Here is a 22,775-nt window from a genome sequence, read left to right as displayed (position 1 = left end):
TGCCTCACGGCACGAGGGGTTTTTTGTTGCACAGGCACCAGTCGTACACCGCACAAAACTCGCAAAAACCCTCAGCATCGAGAAGAGAATGCCGATGACCGAGCAGGCCACCGGGGCCCACCATCCGCAGCCGCGGCCCCGTTCCGGAGGGCAGCAGTCCGCCCCCGAGCACGTCACGGGTGCGCAGTCCCTCATCCGCTCTCTCGAGGAGGTCGGGGCCGAGACGGTATTCGGCATTCCCGGCGGCGCGATCCTCCCGGCCTACGACCCGCTGATGGACTCCGAGCGGGTGCGGCACGTGCTCGTCCGCCACGAGCAGGGCGCAGGTCACGCGGCCACCGGCTATGCGCAGGCCACCGGCAAGGTCGGCGTCTGCATGGCCACCAGCGGCCCGGGTGCCACCAACCTGGTGACCCCGATCGCCGACGCGCACATGGACTCGGTGCCGCTCGTGGCGATCACCGGGCAGGTCGCGTCCAAGGCGATCGGTACGGACGCCTTCCAGGAGGCGGACATCGTCGGCATCACCATGCCGATCACCAAGCACAACTTCCTGGTGACCAAGGCCGAGGACATCCCGCGGACGATCGCGGAGGCCTTCCACATCGCCTCCACCGGCCGCCCGGGACCCGTCCTCGTCGACATCGCCAAGGACGCCCTCCAGGCACAGACCACCTTCCAGTGGCCGCCCACCCAGGACCTGCCCGGCTACCGCCCGGTGACCAAGCCGCACGCCAAGCAGATCCGCGAGGCCGCGAAGCTCATCACCCAGGCCAAGCGGCCCGTCCTGTACGTCGGCGGCGGCGTCCTCAAGGCCAAGGCCACCGCCGAGCTGAAGGTCCTCGCAGAACTCACCGGAGCGCCCGTCACCACCACCCTGATGGCGCTCGGCGCATTCCCCGACAGCCACCCGCTGCACGTGGGAATGCCGGGCATGCACGGTGCGGTCACCGCCGTCACCGCGCTGCAGAAGGCCGACCTGATCGTCGCCCTCGGAGCCCGCTTCGACGACCGCGTCACCGGCAAGCTGGACAGCTTCGCCCCGTATGCCAAGATCGTCCACGCCGACATCGACCCGGCGGAGATCGGCAAGAACCGCGCTGCCGACGTGCCGATCGTCGGTGACGCCCGCGAGGTCATCGCCGACCTGGTCCAGGCGGTGCAGAAGGAGCACAGCGAGGGCCACCACGGCGACTACACCGCTTGGTGGAAGGACCTCAACCGCTGGCGCGAGACATACCCGCTGGGCTACGAGCAGCCCGACAACGGCTCGCTGTCGCCGCAGCAGGTCATCGAGCGCATCGGCAGGCTCGCGCCGGAGGGCACGATCTTCGCCGCTGGCGTCGGCCAGCACCAGATGTGGGCCGCGCACTACATCCAGTACGAGAAGCCCGCCACCTGGCTGAATTCCGGCGGCGCCGGAACGATGGGCTACGCGGTCCCGGCCGCGATGGGTGCGAAGGCCGGTCAGCCGGACCAGACGGTCTGGGCGATCGACGGCGACGGCTGCTTCCAGATGACCAATCAGGAGCTCACCACCTGCGCCCTGAACAACATCCCGATCAAGGTCGCCATCATCAACAACGGTGCCCTCGGGATGGTCCGCCAGTGGCAGACCCTCTTCTACAACCAGCGCTACTCCAACACAGTGCTGCACTCGGGCCCCGAGGCCGACGGCAAGCAGCCGAGCGCCGGCACCCGCGTCCCCGACTTCGTGAAGCTGTCGGAGGCCATGGGCTGCTACGCGATCCGCTGCGAGTCCCCGGACGACCTCGACAAGGTCATCGAAGAGGCGAACTCGATCAACGACCGCCCCGTCGTGATCGACTTCATCGTGCACGAGGACGCGATGGTGTGGCCGATGGTCGCCGCCGGAACCTCGAACGACGAGATCATGGCCGCCCGGGACGTCCGCCCGGACTTCGGCGACAACGAAGACGACTGAGAGAGAGCCGAGTCAGACCCATGAGCAAGCACACCCTCTCCGTCCTCGTCGAGAACAAGCCAGGCATCCTCGCCCGGATCGCCGCCCTGTTCTCCCGGCGCGGCTTCAACATCGACTCGCTCGCCGTCGGTGTCACCGAGCACCCCGACATCTCCCGCATCACCATCGTGGTGAACGTGATCGAGGCACTCCCGCTCGAACAGGTCACCAAACAGCTCAACAAGCTCGTCAACGTTCTGAAGATCGTCGAGCTGGAGCCGTCCTCGGCGGTGCAGCGCGAACTCGTTCTGGTGAAGGTGCGCGCCGACAACGAGACGCGCTCCCAGATCGTCGAGATCGTCCAGCTGTTCCGCGCCAAGACCGTGGACGTCTCCCCGGAGGCCGTCACCATCGAGGCCACCGGCGGCAGCGACAAGCTGGAGGCCATGCTCAAGATGCTGGAGCCGTTCGGCATCAAGGAGCTCGTCCAGTCCGGCACGATCGCGATCGGGCGCGGGGCGCGTTCGATCACGGACCGCTCGCTGCGCTCGTTGGACCGATCGGCGTAAGTCTTGAAACGGTCTCCATGAGTCCGTAAACGGTCTTGATGCGGGCGGTCGGTGATCGCCGATCGCCCGTATGCCGAGACCCGAAAACTTCCCTTCCCCCGCCCGCCGTACGGTGGGACGCAACACCGGCAATACCGGAAAACAAGGAGAACCCCAGTGGCCGAGCTGTTCTACGACGACGACGCCGACCTGTCCATCATCCAGGGCCGCAAGGTCGCGGTCATCGGCTACGGCAGCCAGGGCCACGCCCACGCGCTGTCGCTGCGCGACTCGGGTGTCGACGTCCGCGTCGGTCTGCACGAGGGCTCCAAGTCCAAGGCGAAGGCCGAGGAGCAGGGCCTGCGCGTGGTGACCCCGTCGGAGGCCGCCGCCGAGGCCGACGTCATCATGATCCTGGTGCCGGACCCGATCCAGGCCCAGGTCTACGAGGAGTCCATCCAGGGCAACCTGAAGGACGGCGACGCCCTGTTCTTCGGTCACGGCCTGAACATCCGCTTCGGCTTCATCAAGCCCCCGGCCGGTGTCGACGTCGCCATGGTCGCCCCCAAGGGCCCGGGCCACCTCGTGCGCCGCCAGTACGAGGAGGGTCGCGGCGTTCCCTGCATCGCGGCCGTCGAGCAGGACGCGACCGGCAACGCCTTCGCGCTCGCGCTGTCGTACGCCAAGGGCATCGGCGGCACCCGCGCCGGCGTCATCAAGACGACCTTCACCGAGGAGACCGAGACCGACCTGTTCGGTGAGCAGGCCGTCCTCTGCGGTGGTACCGCCGCGCTGGTCAAGGCGGGCTTCGAGACGCTGACCGAGGCCGGCTACCAGCCGGAGATCGCGTACTTCGAGTGCCTGCACGAGCTGAAGCTCATCGTCGACCTCATGTACGAGGGCGGCCTGGAGAAGATGCGCTGGTCCGTCTCGGAGACCGCCGAGTGGGGCGACTATGTCACCGGCCCGCGCATCATCACCGACGCCACCAAGGCCGAGATGAAGAAGGTCCTCGCCGAGATCCAGGACGGCACGTTCGCCCGTAACTGGATGGAGGAGTACCACTCCGGTCTGAAGAAGTACAACGAGTACAAGAAGCAGGACGCCGAGTCCCTGCTGGAGACCACCGGCAAGGAGCTGCGCAAGCTCATGTCGTGGGTGAACGACGACGAGGCGTAGGCCGTACGACGGGGGGCCGGGGCGTGACGCTCCGGCCCCTTCGTCGAACCCCGGGTAACGCCCGAAGCGCGGCGTTGTCCATCCCGTCCAGCCACGGACGGGTGATCCTTCCGCAGCGGCGTAAGACGACCACCGCGACGCCACTACACTGCTGCACAACATACGCGTCAGGCCCACAGCGTCGTGCGTCTTCCACGCGGCTAGCCAACCTCCACCGCCTGCGGCCGTCGGGACGGCCGTCCGCATTGGACTTGTGAGGACTCACGTGAGCTCGAAACCTGTCGTACTCATCGCTGAAGAGCTGTCGCCCGCGACCGTCGACGCCCTGGGCCCGGACTTCGAGATCCGGCACGCGAACGGCGCGGACCGCGCCGAGCTGCTGCCCGCGATCGCAGACGTCGACGCGATCCTGATCCGCTCGGCCACCAAGGTCGACGCCGAGGCCGTCGCGGCCGCCAAGAAGCTGAAGGTCGTCGCACGAGCCGGTGTCGGCCTGGACAATGTCGACGTCTCCGCCGCCACCAAGGCCGGCGTGATGGTCGTCAACGCCCCCACCTCGAACATCGTGACCGCGGCCGAGCTGGCCTGCGGTCTCCTCCTCGCCACCGCGCGCAACATCCCGCAGGCCAACTCGGCGCTGAAGAACGGCGAGTGGAAGCGCAGCAAGTACACCGGTGTCGAGCTTGCCGAGAAGACCCTCGGTGTCGTCGGCCTCGGCCGCATCGGTGCGCTGGTCGCCCAGCGCATGTCCGCGTTCGGCATGAAGGTCGTCGCGTACGACCCCTACGTCCAGCCTGCCCGGGCCGCGCAGATGGGCGTCAAGGTGCTGACCCTCGACGAGCTGCTCGAGGTCTCCGACTTCATCACCGTGCACCTGCCCAAGACCCCCGAGACCCTCGGTCTCATCGGTGACGAGGCGCTGCACAAGGTCAAGCCGTCGGTGCGCATCGTCAACGCCGCGCGCGGCGGGATCGTCGACGAGGAGGCGCTGTACTCGGCGCTCAAGGAGGGCCGCGTCGCCGGCGCCGGCCTCGACGTGTACGCGAAGGAGCCCTGCACGGACTCTCCGCTCTTCGAGCTCGACGAGGTCGTCTGCACCCCGCACCTCGGTGCCTCCACGGACGAGGCGCAGGAGAAGGCCGGCATCGCCGTCGCCCGCTCGGTGCGCCTCGCCCTCGCCGGTGAGCTGGTGCCCGACGCGGTGAACGTCCAGGGCGGAGTCATCGCCGAGGACGTCAAGCCGGGTCTGCCGCTCGCCGAGCGCCTCGGCCGCATCTTCACCGCCCTCGCGGGCGAGGTCGCGGTCCGCCTCGACGTCGAGGTGTACGGCGAGATCACCCAGCACGACGTGAAGGTGCTCGAACTCTCCGCGCTCAAGGGCGTGTTCGAGGACGTCGTCGACGAGACCGTGTCGTACGTCAACGCCCCGCTGTTCGCGCAGGAGCGCGGCGTCGAGGTCCGCCTGACGACCAGCTCGGAGTCCCCCGACCACCGCAACGTGGTCACCGTGCGCGGCACGCTCGGCAACGGCGAGGAGGTGTCGGTCTCCGGCACGCTCGCGGGCCCGAAGCACCTGCAGAAGATCGTCGCCGTGGGTGACTACGACGTGGACCTCGCGCTCGCCGACCACATGGTCGTGCTCCGCTACGAGGACCGTCCCGGCGTCGTCGGCACCGTCGGCCGCATCCTCGGCGAGGCGGGCATCAACATCGCCGGCATGCAGGTCGCCCGCGCGGCCGTCGGCGGCGAGGCCCTCGCGGTCCTCACCGTCGACGACACGGTCTCGCAGGCCGTCCTCTCCGAGCTCGCCGAGGAGATCGGCGCGACCTCGGCGCGTTCGGTGAACCTCGTCTGACATTCGCCGCAGAGGGCCGGACCACCATCGGGTGGTCCGGCCCTCTGTCGTATGACCGGGTCAGCCGGACGTCGTCGTCTCCGGCGCGATCAGGCCCTCGCGGTAGGCGATGGCCACCGCCTCCGTGCGGCTGGCGGCGCTGAGCTTGGCGAGGATGTTGGAGACGTGGACGCTGGCCGTCTTGCCGCTGATGAACAGCTCCTCGCCGATCTGGCGGTTGGTGCGCCCGCGGGCGAGCAGCCGCAGGACGTCGCTCTCGCGGGCGGTCAGTACGGCGATGCGGTTCTCGGCGGACGGTGACTCGGCGAGGCGGCCGCGACGGATGAGGGCCTCCAGGTCCTCTCGCAGCGGTACGGTGCCGAGGCGGACGGCGGTGTCACGGGCCGTGCGCGCGTGCTCGGCGGCCTCCTCGCGGCGACCGGCCGTCACCAGGGCTTCCGCGAGCCGCCGTCCGCAGCGCGCCAGCTCGTACGGATCGCCGTAGCCGAACGCGGCGACGGCCTTCTCCCAGGCCGCGACGTCCGGCCCGGTGCGGGCACGGCTCCACTCCGCCTCGGCGCGGGCGAGCCAGGCCCGGCCTTCGGGGCCCTGCTCGGTACCGTCCTCGCCCCTGGCCGCCGTGGTCCTGGCCAGCTCCACCAACTCGGTCGCGGTGTCCGTCCAACGGCGGGCCCCCACCGGGTCACCGGACAGCCGTGCCTCCTCGGCCGCGTCGGCGACAGCGGCCAGGGCCAGCGCCGCCAGCCGCACACCTACGTCGGGCCGCTCGGCGCCCGTGGTGTCCGTGAGGGCTTCGAGTGCGCTGTGCACCCGCTCGACGGCCGCCTGCGCGTCGCCCCGCAGTGCCGCGGCATCGGTCAGGACGATGTTCGCGACGAGGGTCGCCATCCAGTCGAAGGGCCCGTCGAGCAGCGCTCGAGCCCCTGCGACGGCCGTCTCCTGATCGCCGCGCGCCAGGGCGACGTACAGCGCGGGACCGGTCGCGAACCCGCCCGCCGCGGGCAGCCGTCCGGCATCCGCGGCGGCCGCTCGCGCGCACTCGTCCCAGCGGCCCAGCGTGTAGAGCACCAGGGACTGGAGGTAGCGCAGCTCCAGTGCGTACGGCGAGGAGAGGAGACCGGCGCGGCGGGCTCGGTCCAGGCCGTCGGTGAGCGAGGTCAGACACTCGTCGAGGTCGCCGGATTCGTAACACCCGATGGCGAGGTTGTAGAGCGCGCGCATCTCGACCGGGATGTTGCCGGCGCTCCGGGCCAGCTCGCGGGCCTGCCGGAGTCGGTCCCGGCCCTGAGGCGTACGCCGGTTGTGCGCCTCCAGACCCACCAGCGAGATTATCAAGTCAGCCTGGGCATCGGCGAGTTCGAGTTCTTCTGCGGTGCGCAGCGCCTGGCGGGCGACCCGCTCGGCGTCCTCGTCGTGCCCCACGTATCGCGCTGCCATGACGTGGGTCGCCGCCGCCCACACCCAGGTGTACGACGCGGGCTCGGCGGGGATCATGGCGAGCGCCTCGCTGCTGTATGTGAACGCGGCCTTCAGGCTGTCGATGCGTATCAGATTGCCCGCGAGTGTGTAGCGGACGCGGGCGGCGAGTTCCGAGTCGGCGTCCGAACCGGCCCTGGCGAGGGCGGCGCGGGTGAGGTGGACCGCTCGGTGCGCCTCGCCCGCGCGTGCGGCGGCCGCGGAGGCGCGCAGCGTGAGGGTCACCGAGTCGCCGTCCTGGGGGCGGGCGGTAGCGTCCACCGTGGTCCACAGTTCGAGTGCGGTCTCCAGATGGTGCAGCTCTTCCGCCGGCGCGCCGACTCGCTGGGCGTGGTCGGCGGCTTCGAGCGAGGCCGTGAGCGCGTCGGCGAGGTCGTGACTCTCCCGTGAGTGATGGGCCCGCTCCGCCGCGCTCTCTGCGGAACGGCCGTGGCCCGCCAGCAGTTTGGCGAACGCCCCGTGCAGCCGGACGCGCTCGCCGGGCAGTAGATCGGCGTACACGGCCTCGCGGGTGAGGGCGTGCCGGAACGAGTACGTGGCGTCCTCGCCGGGGACCAGCAGCTGCCGGCCGACCGCCTCGCGCAGCGCCGACTCCAGCTCGTCCTCCGGCAGTTGTACGGCGTCCCGCAGCAGGTCGTGCTCGACACGGCGCCCGGCGACGGCGGCCGTGCGCAGCACCTGCTGGGCGGTCTCGGAGAGCTGCTCGATCCGGATGAGGAGTACGTCGGCCAGCCCGCTCGGCATGGCGGGCGACGCCGGGTCGAAGTCGCCCGGCAGCGCGGCGAGCAGCTCTTCCGCGTAGAAGGCGTTGCCCTCGGCCCGGTCGACGATACGGCGGACCGTGGTGTCCGACAGGGAGTCCGTCCGCAGCGCCCGGACGAGACGGGCCACTTCGGCGTCGGCCATCGGCCGCAGTTCCACGCGGTCGACGGCGGGCAGCCGGATCAGCTCGGCGAGCAGTGGGCGCAGGGGATGGCGGCGGTGCAGATCGTCCGCGCGGTACGAGGCGAAGACGGCCAGGCGGTGGGCGGGGGCGCCGGGTCTCGGGCGCTGGAGGAGCCCGCGGCTGAGCAGGAAGCGGAGGAGGTCCCGGGAGGACTGGTCCGCCCAGTGCAGGTCTTCGAGGATCAGCAGGAGCGGGGCGATGTCGGCGAGGTCGGCGAGGAGACCGGCCAGGCCCTCGAAGAGCTGCAGGCGGCTGCCCGGGTCGGGCGCGGTGCCGGTGCCGGATCCGGTGCTCAGCAGGCGGTCCACCGCCGGGTGCGCGGCGAAAGCGGGGGCGAACCTGTCGTCCGCGGCCAGTACGCCGAGGATCTCCGTGAACGGCAGGTACGGCAGGCCCACGTCGCCCAGGTCCACACAGTGGCCGGTGAGGACGGTCATGCCGGTGGCTGCGGCGTGGGTCGCGGCTTCTGTCAGCGTGCGGGTCTTGCCGACGCCGGCGTCGCCCGCCACCAGTACGGCGCGGGGGTCGCCGTGCTTCGCCCGCTCCAGCACGCCGGTGAGCCGGGCGAGTTCGTGCTCTCGCCCGATGAACGGCGTACCGAATGTCTGTGCCACGGGGACCATCCTGGCACGCGGAACTGACACCCGTACGGTCGCGCTGTGCGGCCCACACGACGGTTTTCGCCCCCTCCGCCCCTACCCATTCCCGTCACTTGGGGCTTCCGCCCCCAAACTCCCGCTCCTCAAACGCCGGAGGGGCTGAATCTTCGCCGGCCGGGGCTGGAGATCTTCAGCCCGTCCGGCGTTTGAGGGCGAGCGCGTCAGCGCGATACGGGGGTCTGGGGGCGGAGCCCCCAGGTACGGGACGGGTAGGGGCGGAGGGGGCGAAATCCCCTACGGCGCCTGCCAGGAGGAAACGCCGGACGGGGCCGGGGAAACCCCCGGCCCCGTCCCAGCAGCGGGCCCTCAGGCGAGCGACTCCGCGGTCTCCGCGGTCTCCGCGGCCTCGGGCACCTGCACCTTGCGCAGCGTCGCCGTGGCGAGCGCCGCCGCTCCCAGCAGCAGCACCGCCCCCGCGATCGCCGCGGCCTGCATCCCGCTGGTGAAGGCCTCTCGCGCGGCCGTCGTCAGGGCCTGCCCCGCGTCGCCCGGCAGGTGTCGGGCCACGGCCAGTGCGCCGCCCAGGGTCTCGTGGGCCGGGGCCGGAGCGCCGGCCGGGATCTCGTGGCGGTAGACCGCCGTGCCGATGGAGCCGAGGACGGCCATGCCCAGCGCGCCGCCGAACTCCGCGCCGGTCTCCAGGAGGGAGGAGGCGGCGCCCGCGTTGCCGACGGGGACGGTGCCGAGGGCGAGGTCCATCATCTGCGACATCACGGTGACGATTCCGGCGGCGAGGACACCGGCACCGGCGAGGACGAGCCACATCGAGTCGGTACCGGCGAGGGTCAGCAGCCCGTAGCCGCAGGCGGCGGTGACGAAGCCGCCGGAGACGACGTGGGCGCGGTGCACGCCCTTCTGGACGAGCTGTGCGGCGACCGGGGCCGCGACGCCGACCAGGATCGTGGGGAGAAGCGCCCACAGCGCGGCCTCCATGGAGCTCTTGCCGAGCACGGACTGCAGGTACTGGGTGGTGAAGTACGCCGAGCCCATCATCCCGAAGTTGGAGATCAGGTTGAGGACGACGGCCGGCGCGAAACCGCGGCCGCGGAACAGGGCCGGGGAGATCAGCGGGGACTTCGCGGTGCGCTGGCGGTGGACGAAGAGCGCGGTGAAGACCAGACCGACGAGGACCGAGACGACGTACTCGAACTTCCAGCCCTCGGACGGGATTTCCTTGATGCCGTAGATGACGGGCAGGACCGCCGCCATCGACAGCGGCACGCTGAGCAGGTCGAAGCGGCCGGGCTCCGGGTTCTTGGACTCCGGGAGCATGATCGGGCCGAGGACCAGCAGCAGCACCATCGCGGGCAGGTTGACCAGGAAGACCGAGCCCCACCAGAAGTACTCGACGAGGACACCGCTCATCACCGAACCGAGCGCGACGCCGCCGGTCATGACGCCGGACCAGATGCCGATCGCCTTCGCGCGCTGGCCGGAGTCCGTGAACATCGTGCGGATGATCGCCATCGTCGACGGCATCAGGGTCGCGCCGCCGATCCCGAGGAGTGCGCGGGCGGCGATCAGGGTCTCGGGGCTGTTGGCGTACGCGGCGATCACCGAGGCGGTGCCGAAGGCGGCGGCGCCGAAGAGGAGGAGCCTGCGGCGGCCGATGCGGTCGCCGAGCGAGCCCATCGTCATCAGCAGCCCGGCGAGCACGAACGCGTAGATGTCGAAGATCCACAGCTGCTGGGTGCCGCTGGGCTCCAGGTCCGCGCTGATCGAGGGGATCGCGAAGTAGAGGACCGAGACGTCCATCGAGACCAGGAGCAGCGGAAGCATCAGAACGCCGAGGGCGGTCCATTCGCGACGGCCGGCGAGGGCGGCGGGGCCATCCGGTGTACCGGGTGCGGGAGTTGTGCTCGTCGAGTGCGTCATGGCAGCGACTGTACGCACGTCTTAAACGCTTGTCTAGTACGAGCGTTTAAGACGGCTGTTTTGGACGTCAGTATGGGACGACTGTATGGATCGCGGGTACGCTGGTCCGCATGGGACACCGTGAGGATCTGCTCGAAGGCGCCAAACGCTGCCTGCTGGAGAAGGGGTTCGTGCGCACGACGGCGCGCGACATCGTCAAGGAGTCGGGGACGAACCTGGCGTCCATCGGCTACCACTACGGATCGAAGGACGCGCTGCTGACGCAGGCCTTCGTGGAGCTGATTCAGGAGTGGGGAGAGAAGTTCGCCCCGGCCTCGGCGCTCGAAGCCGAGCGCGGAGGCTCCCTCGAGCGGTTCCACAGCGTGTGGACGCGGCTGCTGGAGTCCTTCGACGACTTCCGACCCCTGTGGGCCGCGAGCATGGAGATCGCCACGCAGGGGGACCGGGTGCCGCAGCTCCGGGATCTGATGGCGAAGGCCCAGATCGAGGGGCGGTCCGGGCTCGTCGCGATGATGACGGGCCTGGACGAGGAGACGCTCGACGAGCGGACCGTGCAGTCGCTCGGCGGCTTCTACCAGGCGCTGCTCAACGGTCTGATGGTGCAGTGGCTCTTCGACCCGGCGAGTGCGTCCACTGCCGATGACCTTACGGAGGGGTTGCGGAGGGTGATCGACGCGGCCGGTGCCGCGGAGGCGAAGAAGCAGGACAAGAGGCAGGAGCAGGGCTGAGGCGTCGGGCCGGTACGAGTCCGCCCTCGCGCATCTCGATCGCGCGGTTCGTGAAGTGGCGTACGGCCGCGCGGTCGTGACAGACGAACAGGCAGCCGGGGCCGAGGTCTTCCTGCGGGTCGGCCACCCGTGGTGCTCGTCAGTCCTTCGTCGTGGCGCTCGTCCGCCGGTCCCGGAGCGCCGGGATCAGAGCCACCAGCATCAGTACGGCCGTGACGGCGAACGCCGGCGCATAGCCAGTCCGTCCGGCCAGCGCGCCGAAGCCGACCGCGCCGACGCCCATGCCGCCGTCGTACGCGAGGTTCCACAGCGCGCTGACGGTGCCGTAGCCGGAGGCCCCGACCCTCGCGTACATCAGGGTCAGCGTGGCGTTCTGGGTGATGCCGAAGCCGATGCCGAAGACGGTCACTCCGGCGAGGACGGCGACCGGACTGCCGGTCAGGGCCGTGATCAGCATGCCGGAGGAGGAGAGGACCAGACCGGGCAGCACGGGTCGCGCCGGGTCGTGTCGGTCGCTGTACCTGCCCGCCAGCCAGCGGGCGGCGGTCGACGCGGCGGACTGGATGAAGAGGGCCACCGCCACGACGCCGGTGTACGCGGTGGGGACGGCGAGCGGCAGGAACGTGACGATGATCCCGGTCGCGAGGGCAGTGGTCGCGAAGACGGCGGCGGGGCGGGTCAGGGCGGCGGTCCGCAGCCCGGCCACCATGCCCACCGGCTTCTCGGCCGTCGCCTCCCGGTCCGGCAGGCCGGGCACGGAGGCGATCGCGGCCAGCGCGGCCACGCCCGCGGTCACCGCGACGGGCGTACAGCCCACGTGCGAGGCGAGCCACACACCCAGCGGCAGGGCGATCAGGGACGGTACGCCGGAGACGACGCCCACCAGCGCCAGGCCCTCGCCCCGGCGCCCGTCGGGAATGAGCGACGCGGTGAGCGCGCCGCCCGCCACGAGCGTGAGCGCGAAGCCCAGGCCGCGGACCAGGCAGACCGCCACGATCCATGCCATGTCGCGGGAGGCGGTCAAGACGAGTGCGGGTGCGCCGAGCAGGGCGAGGCCCGCGATCAGCGCGACGCGGTATCCGTAGCGCGCGACGAAGCGGGGAGCGGCCAGTTCGCCGAGGACCGTCGAGAGCATCAGCGCGCCGGTGGCCAGGCCCGCGCCCGACGCCGTCGCATAGCGGGGGACGACCGACAGGAGCAGGAAGAAGCTCACCAAGGCGCCGATCATGCTTACGAAGCGGAGCAACAAGGGGCGGGTGAGGAGAGGGGGTTGTGTCGTCGCGGCAGTCGTCATGGGAACGACGCTAGGTCGTTGCCGGACTGCCGGTAAGCTCCAATTCCATGCCTGTGCAGTGGGCCGGTTTGTCGCCCGAGCTGCTCCTGTCCGTCGACCGGGGCAGCGCTGAGCAGCTTCGCGCGCAGCTGGAACGACAGGTGCGCGACGCGATACGCACCGGTCGGCTGGTCGCGGGTGAACGCCTCCCCTCCTCCCGCGAACTCGCCCGCGCGCTCGGCCTGTCGAGGGGACTGGTCCAGGACTGCTACGCCCAACTCCAGGCGGAGGGATACCTCGTGACACGCGTCGGCTCCGCCACGCGGGTCGCCGCGGGAGCCCATGTGCCACCCGCGCCCACCTCCGCCCACCCGGCGGCCCCGCGCCTGATCGCCGACTTCCGGCACGGCGTACCGGACTTGGGCGGCTTCCCGCTCGCCGACTGGCTCTGGGCGATGCGCGAGGCGGGCCGCGCCATGCCGACGACCGGCCTCGACTATGGAGATCCGCGCGGGAGTTCGGTCCTGCGCGAGGTCATGGCCGGGTATCTGCGCCGGGTGCGTGCCGCGGCGGCCGACCCCGAGCGGATCGTCGTCTGCTCCGGTTACGCACAGGGCCTCGCGCTGGCGCTGCGCAGTCTGGCCCGGGGCGGCGTGCGGGTCGTGGCGTACGAGGACCCGGGCGCGCCCGGCACGGCTACGGCCGCCGCGCAGGCCGCGGGCCTGACCGCGGTGCCCGTACCCGTAGACGACGACGGCATCGACGTACGAGCGCTCGACGCGACCGGAGCACGGGCCGTCATCGTCACCCCCGCGCACCAGTGGCCCACCGGAGTCGTCCTCGCGCCCGCGCGGCGGCTCGCCCTCATCGAGTGGGCCGTGCGGCACGACGCGTACGTCATCGAGGACGACTACGACGCCGAGTTCCGTTACGACCGGGAGCCCGTGGGCGCGCTGCAAGGGCTCGCCGCGGACCGGGTGATCTCCATCGGCACCGTCAGCAAGTCCCTCGCCCCGGCGCTGCGCATCGGCTGGCTGCTCTGCCCGCCCGCGCTCACCGGCCCCGTCACGGAGGCCAAGCGCCTCAGCGACCGCGGCTCCCCGACCCTCGATCAGCTCGCCCTCGCCAAGCTGATCGAGTCCGGCCGCCACGACCGCCATCTGCGCCGCATGCGCACCGTCTACGCGACCAGGCGTACCGCCCTTGTCTCCGCCCTCGCAGCGCACGCCCCCGAGGTCCGGCTCACCGGCCTCGCCGCGGGGTTCCACGCCGTCGCGCACCTCGCCGCTCCCGCCGACGAGCGGGCCGTCGTGATCGCGGCGCGGGAGCGGTCCGTCGGGCTGTACGGCATGAGCCCGTGCCGCTCCACGCACGCGACCACGCCGGTTCAACTGGTGCTGGGTTTCGGGGATGTGGGGGAGCGTGCGATCGCGGAGGGCATCGCGGCGGTCGGCGACCTGCTCGCAGGTCCGTGTTTCTAGTGCCGCGTCAGCCAAGGTTTGCCCGTTGAGGAGCGGCGTCCGGTGCGTGCTCTGGGGGTCCCCCGGCCGAAGGCTGGGGGAGTGCCGGCCGGAAGTCCTCGTACTGGATGTACTTGGGCTTTCGGCCGGTGCGGCGAGTGGGGGCAGCTCCCACGCCCTTAAGGCAGTGGGGGAGCGTGCCGGGCGTCGCGACGGGGCGAACCTTGGCTGACGCGGCACTAGGAGGGGCGGCGGCCTCGACGGCCGGACGGCCCCCATCGCTGGAGACGGGCCGGTCCGGAGACACTCCCTGTCCCCGGACGGGCCTGAGGCCTGTCTTTCGGATGACGCCTGGGCCGCGGGGCGCGGCACGCGCATCTGTGGCGTTGTTGTCAGCCGCCGACTCCCCCACGCCCGGCTTCGCTCGCGTGGGGGGACCCCATCGCGTCGACTCCCTCCTCAGCCTTGCAGTTGCACGCACCGAGCCCCGCACACCGGCAGTGGTGAGGCGCCGTGACCCGAAGTCTGCGTGCTCCGAAAGACAGGTACTAGAGCCGCGCCCCCTTCAACGCCATGTGCAGCAACAGCCGGTCCTCGCCGTCGTCCAGGTCGAGGCCGGTGAGCTGTTCGACCCGTGAGAGACGGTAGTAGAGGGTCTGGCGGTGGATGCCCAACTCCGCCGCCGTGCGCCCGGCTTGGCCCGCGCAGTCGAGGAACACCTCGGCGGTGCGTGCGAGTTCGCGGTGGGCGGGGGACAGCAGGACCCGCACGGCAGGGTCCTGGGCGGCCTCCGGAGGCAGGGAGGTCAGGAGCCGGAAGGGCCCGATGGACCCCCACTCGGCGACCGGGCCGAGGCGCGGCTCGGCCAGTACGGCGCGCGCGGCGGCGGACGCCTCCTGCCAGGCCGTGCCCAGCTCGGCGAGCCCGACGCGGGCGGCGGCGACCCCGGCCGCGGCACGGCGGGGGTCGCCGCCGGCCGCCCCGCCGGATACGGATCCGGTCGCCTCGCCCGGCTCGCTCCCTGTCGCTGTGCCGCCGCCCGTGGGCCGACCCACCCCGCGCCCGCCCTCCGCCTTGCGCACGAACCGCGCAGCCGCCGTCAGCGCCGGAGTCAGTACGTCCGCCGAGCGCAGTCGTACGAGCAGCGCCAGGCTCTGTCCGGTTGCCCCCCACGGCACCGTGCACAGCGCCGTCGCGCCCGGCACCGTACGGGCGGAAGGGGCGTCGTCCGGATCGGCCGAGGCCCAGGGGGCGACGCAGACGAGGGTGTGCAGTCCGTCGCCGCGAGGGCCGAGGGCGGTGCGCAGTTCGGCGACGGCCATGTCGCGCTGCCAGCCGCGCTCGGCGGTGAGCACGGCGCGCAGCTCGCGGGTGAGGTCCGCGCCGGCCTGGGCCTCGTCGGCGAGCAGGGCGCCGATGCGGGAGGCGACCTCCATGGCGGCGGTCAGCTGGGTGTCGGTGGGCCCGGGCTCGTCGGCCAGCAGCCATACGTAACCGAGGACGACCCCCCGATGGCGTACCGGGAGGCAGATTCTCCCTCTGTACACCCCGGCTTCGGGAGTCGGTGGAATGCGCACCGGCCCCGTCGCACGGGCGATGCCGAAGCTCTCGAACCACGCCCGGACCGCCGACGTGGAGCGGCGCGTGAGGATCGAGCGGGTGCGGACGGGGTCGAGGGAGGCCTCGTCGAAGTCGCTGTCGCTGTCGTAGGCGCCGAAGGCGATCAGCTCGAAGTCGCGGTTCTCCAGCGTCGCGGGGGCACCGAGGAGCGCCGAGATCTCGTCCACCAGCTCCTGATACTCACCGCGGCCTGCCCCGCGGACCGCCTTGAAATCGCCCGTCACACGGGCATTCTGCCCCATATTCCACGGCGCCTCATACAGATGTCTGAGATCCAGGGCACGGATGCGTGACAGCTGTCGATGGTCGACGATCGGAGGGATCCTTAGGTTTCACGGTGGTTCTCCGTGCCGTCCCCGAAAAGTCTCTTCAGGGGCCGCGGCCGTCCGTTCTTTCCGTGGAGGTGCCCCGTGCTGGGTCCCGTGATTCTCGCCGCGTCGCGCAGCGACAAGATGCGCCGCTTCGTGTCGGCGGCCCCCGGCACCAAGCAGGTGGTCGCCCGCTTCATCGCCGGCGAGACGGTCGACCAGGTCATTCCGATCGTCCAGGACGCTGTCGCCAAGGGGCTCGAGGTCACCCTCGACGTCGTCGGCGAGGACATCACCACCCGCGAGCAGGCCTTCGCCGCCCGGGACGCGTACCTGGAGCTCATCGAGCACCTCAAGGACCTGGACCTCGGCACCAAGGCGGAGATGTCCATCAAGCTGTCGATGTTCGGGCAGGCGCTGGAGGGCGGTCACGAGCTCGCCCTCGCCAATGTCCGCCCGGTCGTCGAGGCCGCCGCCGCGATCGGCACCACCGTCACGTTGGACGCCGAGGACCACACCACCCTCGACTCGATGTTCGCCATCCACGAGGAGCTGCGGAAGGACTTCCCGCAGACCGGCTGCGTCATCCAGGCCTACCTGTTCCGCACCGAGGCCGACGCCCGCCGCCTCGCCGCGAGCGGCAGCCGCGTACGCCTGGTGAAGGGCGCCTACAAGGAGCCCGCCGATGTCGCCTACCAGCAGAAGGCCGAGACCGACAAGGCGTACGTCCGCATCCTGCGGATCCTGATGGAGGGCGAGGGGTACCCGATGATCGGGTCCCACGACCCGCGACTGATCTCCATCGCGCAGGAGCTCGCGCGCCAGGCCGGGCGCAAGCTGGACGAGTACGAGTTCCAGATGCTGTACGGCATCCGCAGCGAGGAGCACCTGCGGCTCGCCGCCGAGGGCCACCGCATGCGGGTCTACACCGCGTACGGCACCGACTGGTACGGCTACTTCATGCGGCGACTCGCGGAGAAGCCGGCCAACCTCCTCTTCTTCGCCCGCTCGATCCTCACCAAGGGCTGAGCCCGAACCACCCGCTCATAAAGGAGTTACGGAAACCATGGACGCTGTGACCCAGGTCCCCACCCCCGTCAACGAGCCGGTGCACGGCTACGCCCCCGGCTCGCCCGAGCGCGCCCGTCTGGAGGCCAAGCTCAAGGAGCTGGCCGAGAACCCGATCGAGCTGTCGATGACCATCGGCGGCGAGAAGCGGCTCGGCGGCGGTGAGCGCTTCGAGGTCGTGCAGCCGCACAACCACAAGGCCGTCATCGGCACCGGCGCCCACGCCACCCAGCAGGACGCCCAGGACGCCATCGACGCGGCCCTCGCCGCCGCCCCGGCCTGGCGCGCGATGTCCTTCGACGACCGCGCCGCGATCATCCTGCGCGCCGCCGAGCTGCTGTCGGGCCCGTGGCGCGAGACCCTCGCGGCCTCCACCATGCTCGGCCAGTCGAAGACCGCCCAGCAGGCCGAGATCGACTGTCCCTGCGAGCTGGTCGACTTCTGGCGCTTCAACGTCAAGTACGCCCGTGACCTGCTCGCCGAGCAGCCCCCGGCCAACTCGCCGGGCGTCTGGAACCGCCTCGACCACCGCCCGCTCGAGGGCTTCGTCTACGCGATCACGCCGTTCAACTTCTCGGCGATCGCGGGCAACCTGCCGACCGCGCCCGCGCTGATGGGCAACGTGGTCGTGTGGAAGCCGTCCCCGACGCAGACCCACGCCGCCGTGCTGCTGATGCAGCTCCTGGAGGAGGCGGGCCTGCCCAAGGGCGTCATCAACCTCGTCACCGGCGACGGCATCGAGGTCTCCAAGGTCGCCCTGGTCCATCGCGACCTCGCGGGTATCCACTTCACCGGCTCGACCAAGACCTTCCAGTACCTGTGGAAGACGGTCGGCAACAACATCGAGAAGTACCGTTCCTACCCGCGGCTCGTCGGCGAGACCGGCGGCAAGGACTTCCTGGTCGCGCACCCCAGCGCCGACCGCGCGGTCCTCAAGACCGCTCTGACCCGCGGTGCCTTCGAGTATCAGGGCCAGAAGTGCTCCGCCACCTCCCGTGCGTACATCCCGGCCTCCATCTGGAACTCCGGCTTCAAGGAGGAGTTCGCGGCCGAGGTCGACTACCTGACCATGGGTGACGTCACCGACCTGTCGAACTTCATCGGCGCGGTCATCGACGAGCGCTCGTTCGCCAAGAACAAGGCCGCCATCGACCGCGCGAAGGCCGACGAGTCCTGCACGATCGTCGCGGGCGGCTCGTACGACGACGCGGTCGGCTACTTCGTGCGCCCGACGGTCGTCGAGTGCTCGGACCCGGAGAACGAGGTCTTCAAGACGGAGTACTTCGGTCCCTTCCTCGCTGTGCACGTCTACGAGGACGAGAACTACGACGAGATGCTGACCCAGATGGAGTCGGCGTCCGACTACGCGCTGACGGGCTCGGTCGTCTCGAACGATCGCGCGGCCGCGGCGTACACGATGGAGAAGCTCCGCTACGCGGCGGGCAACTTCTACATCAACGACAAGTCGACCGGTGCCGTCGTCGGCCAGCAGCCCTTCGGCGGTGGCCGCGCGTCGGGCACCAACGACAAGGCCGGCGCCCCGCAGAACCTGATGCGCTGGACGCTGACCCGCGCCATCAAGGAGACGCTGGTCCCGCCGACCGACTACGGGTACCCGCACATGGGCTGACACGCCCCCGCACACCCGGGCCGGGAAGCCTGACCCCCCGAGCAGGCTTCCCGGCCCGTTTCCATGTCCGCGCGGGCAGACTTGCCCCATGACCGGGGCGAAGAGCGAGACGGTTGAGGCCGATGACGGGCGCCGCCTGTGGGCGGCGAGGTCGGGTCCGGGGGCACCGCTGGTGCTGTGCCATGGCGGGCCGGGCCTGTGGGACATGTTCGCGGACGTGGCTGAGCTGCTGGCGGACGTGACCCCGGTCGTCCGCTGGGACCAGCGCGGGTGCGGACGGTCCGAGCGGTGCGCCGGCCCCTGGACGAGCGAGCGTTTCGTCGCGGATCTGGACGCCGTACGACGGCACTTCGGGCTGGAGCGGATGGCGCTGCTCGGCCACTCCTGGGGCGCCCAGCTGGCGCTGAGCTACGCGCTCGCCCACCCGCGGCGGGTGAGCGCGCTGGTGTACGTCTCCGGTACGGGCATCGGCCCGGACGCCGACTGGTACCCCGCCTTCGTGGTCCGCTTCCTCGCCCGGCTCCGGGACGATCCTGAACGGCGGGCCCGCTGGCAGGAGTTGACGGACCTTCCGCACCGGACCGAGGACGAGGACCGGGAGCGGGCGGTGCTCCAGTGGTCGACCGAGTTCGAGGACCGGGAGCGGGCGTCGGCCCACGCCCGGCGCATGGCCGACCCGTGGTTCGGGATCAACGACGCGTGCAACAAGGCCCTCAACGAGGAACGGAAGCGGATCTGGGGCACGCCGGAGCTGTCCGCCGCCTGCGCGACGCTCGACGTGCCGGTGCTGATCGTCGACGGCGCCCGGGACATCCGGCCGCGCTCGGCGGTCGACTCGCTGGAGCGGTCGCTGCCGCGGGTACGGCGGGTGATCCTGCCGGAGGCCGGGCACATGCCGTGGGTGGAGGACCCGAAGGGCTTCCGGGAGGCGGTGACGGCGGCGATGCGGTGATCAGCCGTCCCTCGCCGGGCCCGGAGTGGCATTACCCGGGGAGCTCCGTCCGCTCCCACCACTCGTACACGGGCAGCCTGCCCTCCGGTGTGTCCGCCTGCCGCGGGGTCGCCCTGAAGTGTTCGTATCCGTTGCGCAACTCGATCTTCACATCCGTTCCGGGGGGCGGGATCGGGACGATCCGTTCGGGCAGGTCATCCGGGCCGCCCTCGAGCAGTGCTTTGGTCGTGTCGCTCATGACGTCACCGTTCCCCTTGCCGGAGCCCGATGCCGCATGCCGCGCGGAGGATCAGCCGTGTGGGCGATCCGACGCTCAGCCGTGGGCCGTCGTCAGGTGCCGGTCGAGGAAGTCCCCCATGAGCCGTGCGATCTGGTCGGCGTGCGTCTCCAGGGCGAAGTGCCCCGTGGGCAGCAGGTGGATCTCGGCCTGCGGCAGGTCGCGCCGGAAGGCCAGGGCGCCCGCCGGCACGAAGATCTCGTCGTGCGCGCCCCAGACGGCCAGCAGGGGGACCTGGCCGGCGCGGAAGTACTCGTGGAAGGCCGGGTAGAGGGCGAAGTTGGAGCCGTAGTCGGAGATCAGGTCGAGCTGGATCTCGGGCTGCCCGGGGCGGGCCATGAGGGCCGCGTCGTGTTCGTAGGCCTCGGGGCTGACGAGCGTGGGGTCGGGGACGCCGTGCAGGTACTGCCACTTGATGCCGTCGGGGCTGCTGATCTCGCGGACCGGCGCCTCGGTCTCGGGCGTGCGCGCGGCGATCAGCGCGAGGACGGGCGCCCAGGCCTCGGCGCCCAGCCCTTCCTCGTACGCGTTGCCGTTCTGGGTGATGATCGCCGTCACCCGTTCGGGATGCGCGAGCGCGAGGCGCAGACCGATCGGGGCGCCGTAGTCCTGGATGTAGAGCGCGTACTCCTTCAGCCCGAGCCGCTCGGTGAACTCGCCGGTGATCTCGGCCAGCCGGGCGAAGGAGTACGGGAACTCGGTGGCCGCGGGCGCCGCCGAGCGGCCGAATCCCAGGTGGTCGGGGGCGATCAGGCGGTACCGGTCGGCGAGGAGCGGCATCAGGTCCCGGAACATGTGCGAGCTGGTCGGGAAGCCGTGCAGCAGGAGCAGCACCGGGGCATCCACGGGCCCCGCCTCCCGGTAGTGGATCTCGTGGCCGCGGACGGTGGTCGTGCGGTGGTGGATCCGGTGCGCGTTCATGAGCGGCTCCCCTAACCCCTGAAACTCTCTTTGCTGGTTTCAGTAGTGCATCATGTCCACTTGTAACCAGTCAAGCAAGTTTCAGGGGTTAGTGGATGACGGATCAGTTCTCGCAGGTCGTACGGCCCTCGTGCGCGCGGCAGGCGATCGCCGCGAAGCCGCCGTCCGTCGTCACCGGTACGGCGAGGGTGTCGCCACCGCGTACGGCATGCGTCTCGTGCACCAGCCCCGACGGTCCGTCCGTCACCGTCTCCACCAGCCAGCGGCCGGCGCCCAGGCGCATCGGTACGTCGACCGTGCGGGCCGGGCCGGTGAACGTGCCGCCGATGAACCAGCGCCCGTCGGCGGCGCGTCGCGCCAGGGCCGCCGAGCGGCCCGGGTCACCGGTGAGGAGTCGGCTCTCCTCCCAGCGGGCGGGAAGCTGCTCCAGATAGCGGCGGGCCTCGGGGCGCGCGTCGTACGACTCGGGGGTCCCGGAGAGGTTCTGGATGCCCGACTCGTAGAGAACCGTCAGACCCAACTCACCCGCGTCCGACGCCACGTTGGGGCGGTACGGGCGATGGAAGGCGCCCGGTGTGAAGTCCATGGAGCCGATGACATTGCGGGTGAAGGGGAGCGAGGCCAGTTGCTCCGGGGTGTTCGTGCGCTTCTCCTCGCCTCCGACGCCCTCCATCGTCATGACCTGCGGCCAGGTGCGCTGAATGCCCTTGGGGATCGTCGAGCCGTGGAAGTTCACCATGAGGTGGTGACGGGCGGTGGACTCCAGCACCTCGTCGTACCAGCGCATCCGCTCCTGGGACTCCGAATCCATGAAGTCGATCTTCACGCCCTTGACGCCCCAGCTCTCCAGCGTCCCGAGCCACTTCTCGCGCTCGGCCGGGTCGGTGAGCAGGCTGTAGTGCAGCCACACGTGGATGCCGACGCCTTTCGCCGCCGCGTAGCGCACCAGCTCCGGCATCCAGCTGTTCGTCTGCCAGTCGGGATCGACCACGTCCCAGGCGTCGGTCCTGAAGTACCAGCCCGCGTCCACGACTTCGTACGGCCAGCCGCGCTCGGCCGCGTAGTCCACGTACTTCTCCTGGGCCGCCAGACTCTGTCCCGCCTCCTTGCCGCCCGCCAGCCAGGTCCACAGGGCCGGGCCCGGTTTGATCCAGGAGGTGTCGCGGACGCGGGACGCCGGGGCGAGGTCGTCCACGAAGGTCGACTCGGTGACGGTCGCGAGATCGCCGGTGACGAGCGCGCGCCAGGGGGTGGTGAGCGTGCCGGACGTCTGGATCGGCTCGTCGTTCCACAGGCTCAGGTGGTACGTCGACGAGTCCGCCGAGTGCGTCAGATGGGCGCCCGCGTAGCTGCCGTTGACATCCGACTCGGCGATCAGGGCGTAACCGCCGGGCGTTCCGAAAAGCGCCTGCATCATGTACGCGCCCGCCGGAGCCGTCGCGGCCGAGTCGTAGCGGGAGAAGCGGAGTTCGTTGTCCGCGCGGTAGCCGCCGAGGAGGGCGTTCGAGCCGGCGGGGAGGGTGAAGGCCGAGGTCTCGCGGAGCACGTTGCCGTGGGCCCCCGGCAGGACGTAGCGGTAGGCGACACCGTCCGGGGCGACCCGGGTCACCAGATCGAGCCGGGCACCGGCCGCCGTGCGGAAGCGGAAACGGGCCTCGGTCATATGGGCCACGCGCTTGCGGGACTTGCCCGTTGGGCTCGTGTAGTGCTCGGTGACCGTGCGGTCGGAGCGTCCGGCGTAGGTCAGTCCCCGGGAGAAGTCGGCCTGTTCGGTGACCAGTCCGACCGGGGAGGGCTCCAGGACCGTTGCGCCGTCACGTCTCACCGCGAGCGTCGCGTGCCCGTCGGCGGGATCGAGCGCCACGACCGCCGTCGGGGAGCCGTGGGGTCCTCTCACCTCCCAGGCCGGCCCGCCCGGCGCGGCGGCGTCGGCGCGACTCGGCAGCGCGGTGGCGGCGGTGGCGAGCAGGGCGGAGCAGAGCGTCAACACGATGGTGCGGGCACGCAATGGGGCCGAGCGGGCCCGTGACTGGGCCGCGCGGTCCCGTAATTGGACCGACATATGGCACCCTCCTT

The 22,775-nt window shown here is 70.9% G+C and carries 16 protein-coding genes; 9 read left to right on the top strand and 7 right to left on the bottom strand.

Annotated features, from left to right (window positions below; all coding sequences use genetic code 11):
• The first annotated feature begins 88 nt into the window (after positions 1-88).
• The 4 genes from ACIBK0_RS19560 to serA all read left to right on the top strand — a co-directional run bounded on the left by ACIBK0_RS19560 (position 89) and on the right by serA (position 5,506).
• Positions 89-1,945, top strand: a complete 1,857-nt coding sequence (locus tag ACIBK0_RS19560; RefSeq protein WP_399081258.1) for an acetolactate synthase large subunit — start codon at positions 89-91, stop codon at positions 1,943-1,945.
• Between the two features lie 20 nt (positions 1,946-1,965).
• Positions 1,966-2,493 carry an acetolactate synthase small subunit gene (ilvN, locus tag ACIBK0_RS19555; protein WP_399081255.1) on the top strand — a complete coding sequence of 176 codons (528 nt, stop codon included), beginning with the start codon at positions 1,966-1,968 and terminating at the stop codon, positions 2,491-2,493.
• A gap of 156 nt (positions 2,494-2,649) precedes the next feature.
• Positions 2,650-3,651, top strand: a complete 1,002-nt coding sequence (gene ilvC / locus ACIBK0_RS19550) for a ketol-acid reductoisomerase (protein WP_369249365.1) — start codon at positions 2,650-2,652, stop codon at positions 3,649-3,651.
• Positions 3,652-3,916: 265 nt separating this feature from the next.
• Positions 3,917-5,506, top strand: a complete 1,590-nt coding sequence (gene serA / locus ACIBK0_RS19545) for a phosphoglycerate dehydrogenase (protein ID WP_399081253.1) — start codon at positions 3,917-3,919, stop codon at positions 5,504-5,506.
• 60 nt (positions 5,507-5,566) lie between these two features.
• On the opposite strand, the gene ACIBK0_RS19540 is transcribed toward serA, so the two are convergent.
• Both ACIBK0_RS19540 and ACIBK0_RS19535 read right to left on the bottom strand, forming a co-directional pair.
• The gene (locus ACIBK0_RS19540; protein ID WP_399081250.1) at positions 5,567-8,551 is read right to left on the bottom strand and encodes an ATP-binding protein; all 2,985 of its coding nucleotides are present in this window, start codon (positions 8,549-8,551) and stop codon (positions 5,567-5,569) included.
• Positions 8,552-8,893: 342 nt separating this feature from the next.
• Entirely contained in the window at positions 8,894-10,462 is a 1,569-nt protein-coding gene (locus ACIBK0_RS19535; RefSeq protein ID WP_399081248.1) for an MFS transporter, read from the bottom strand.
• A 110-nt stretch (positions 10,463-10,572) separates the two neighbouring features.
• Between ACIBK0_RS19535 and ACIBK0_RS19530 the strand changes: the two genes are divergently transcribed.
• Complete coding sequence (locus ACIBK0_RS19530; protein ID WP_399081246.1) at positions 10,573-11,190, top strand: TetR/AcrR family transcriptional regulator; 618 nt, start codon at positions 10,573-10,575, stop codon at positions 11,188-11,190.
• 139 nt (positions 11,191-11,329) lie between these two features.
• Here ACIBK0_RS19530 and ACIBK0_RS19525 read toward each other — a convergent pair whose 3' ends face one another.
• Positions 11,330-12,484, bottom strand: coding sequence for an MFS transporter (locus ACIBK0_RS19525; protein ID WP_399081244.1), 1,155 nt, complete (start codon positions 12,482-12,484; stop codon positions 11,330-11,332).
• 47 nt (positions 12,485-12,531) lie between these two features.
• Between ACIBK0_RS19525 and ACIBK0_RS19520 the strand changes: the two genes are divergently transcribed.
• Positions 12,532-13,944, top strand: coding sequence for a PLP-dependent aminotransferase family protein (locus ACIBK0_RS19520; RefSeq protein WP_399081242.1), 1,413 nt, complete (start codon positions 12,532-12,534; stop codon positions 13,942-13,944).
• A gap of 527 nt (positions 13,945-14,471) precedes the next feature.
• On the opposite strand, the gene ACIBK0_RS19515 is transcribed toward ACIBK0_RS19520, so the two are convergent.
• Positions 14,472-15,785: a PucR family transcriptional regulator gene (locus tag ACIBK0_RS19515; protein WP_399081240.1), complete on the bottom strand. Its 1,314-nt coding sequence runs from the start codon at positions 15,783-15,785 to the stop codon at positions 14,472-14,474.
• Positions 15,786-15,953: 168 nt separating this feature from the next.
• On the opposite strand from ACIBK0_RS19515, the gene ACIBK0_RS19510 reads away from it, so the two are divergent.
• From ACIBK0_RS19510 to ACIBK0_RS19500, 3 genes are all read left to right on the top strand, one after another.
• Positions 15,954-16,880, top strand: coding sequence for a proline dehydrogenase family protein (locus ACIBK0_RS19510; RefSeq protein WP_399081238.1), 927 nt, complete (start codon positions 15,954-15,956; stop codon positions 16,878-16,880).
• 37 nt (positions 16,881-16,917) lie between these two features.
• A complete protein-coding gene (pruA, locus tag ACIBK0_RS19505) occupies positions 16,918-18,549 on the top strand; it encodes an L-glutamate gamma-semialdehyde dehydrogenase (protein WP_399081236.1) in 1,632 nt (543 codons plus the stop codon).
• An 88-nt stretch (positions 18,550-18,637) separates the two neighbouring features.
• Positions 18,638-19,501, top strand: a complete 864-nt coding sequence (locus ACIBK0_RS19500) for an alpha/beta fold hydrolase (RefSeq protein WP_399081233.1) — start codon at positions 18,638-18,640, stop codon at positions 19,499-19,501.
• A gap of 31 nt (positions 19,502-19,532) precedes the next feature.
• Here ACIBK0_RS19500 and ACIBK0_RS19495 read toward each other — a convergent pair whose 3' ends face one another.
• The 3 genes from ACIBK0_RS19495 to ACIBK0_RS19485 form a co-directional block, all read right to left on the bottom strand.
• Positions 19,533-19,739: a DUF5988 family protein gene (locus ACIBK0_RS19495; RefSeq protein WP_399081231.1), complete on the bottom strand. Its 207-nt coding sequence runs from the start codon at positions 19,737-19,739 to the stop codon at positions 19,533-19,535.
• Between the two features lie 75 nt (positions 19,740-19,814).
• Positions 19,815-20,699, bottom strand: a complete 885-nt coding sequence (locus ACIBK0_RS19490) for an alpha/beta fold hydrolase (protein WP_399081229.1) — start codon at positions 20,697-20,699, stop codon at positions 19,815-19,817.
• A gap of 103 nt (positions 20,700-20,802) precedes the next feature.
• The gene (locus tag ACIBK0_RS19485) at positions 20,803-22,761 is read right to left on the bottom strand and encodes a glycoside hydrolase family 97 catalytic domain-containing protein (protein WP_399081227.1); all 1,959 of its coding nucleotides are present in this window, start codon (positions 22,759-22,761) and stop codon (positions 20,803-20,805) included.
• Positions 22,762-22,775: the final 14 nt, after the last annotated feature.

It is taken from the genome of Streptomyces sp. NPDC050564 (genome assembly GCF_044457265.1).
Lineage (GTDB): Bacteria > Actinomycetota > Actinomycetes > Streptomycetales > Streptomycetaceae > Streptomyces.
This window is presented reverse-complemented; position numbering and strand designations above follow the sequence as displayed.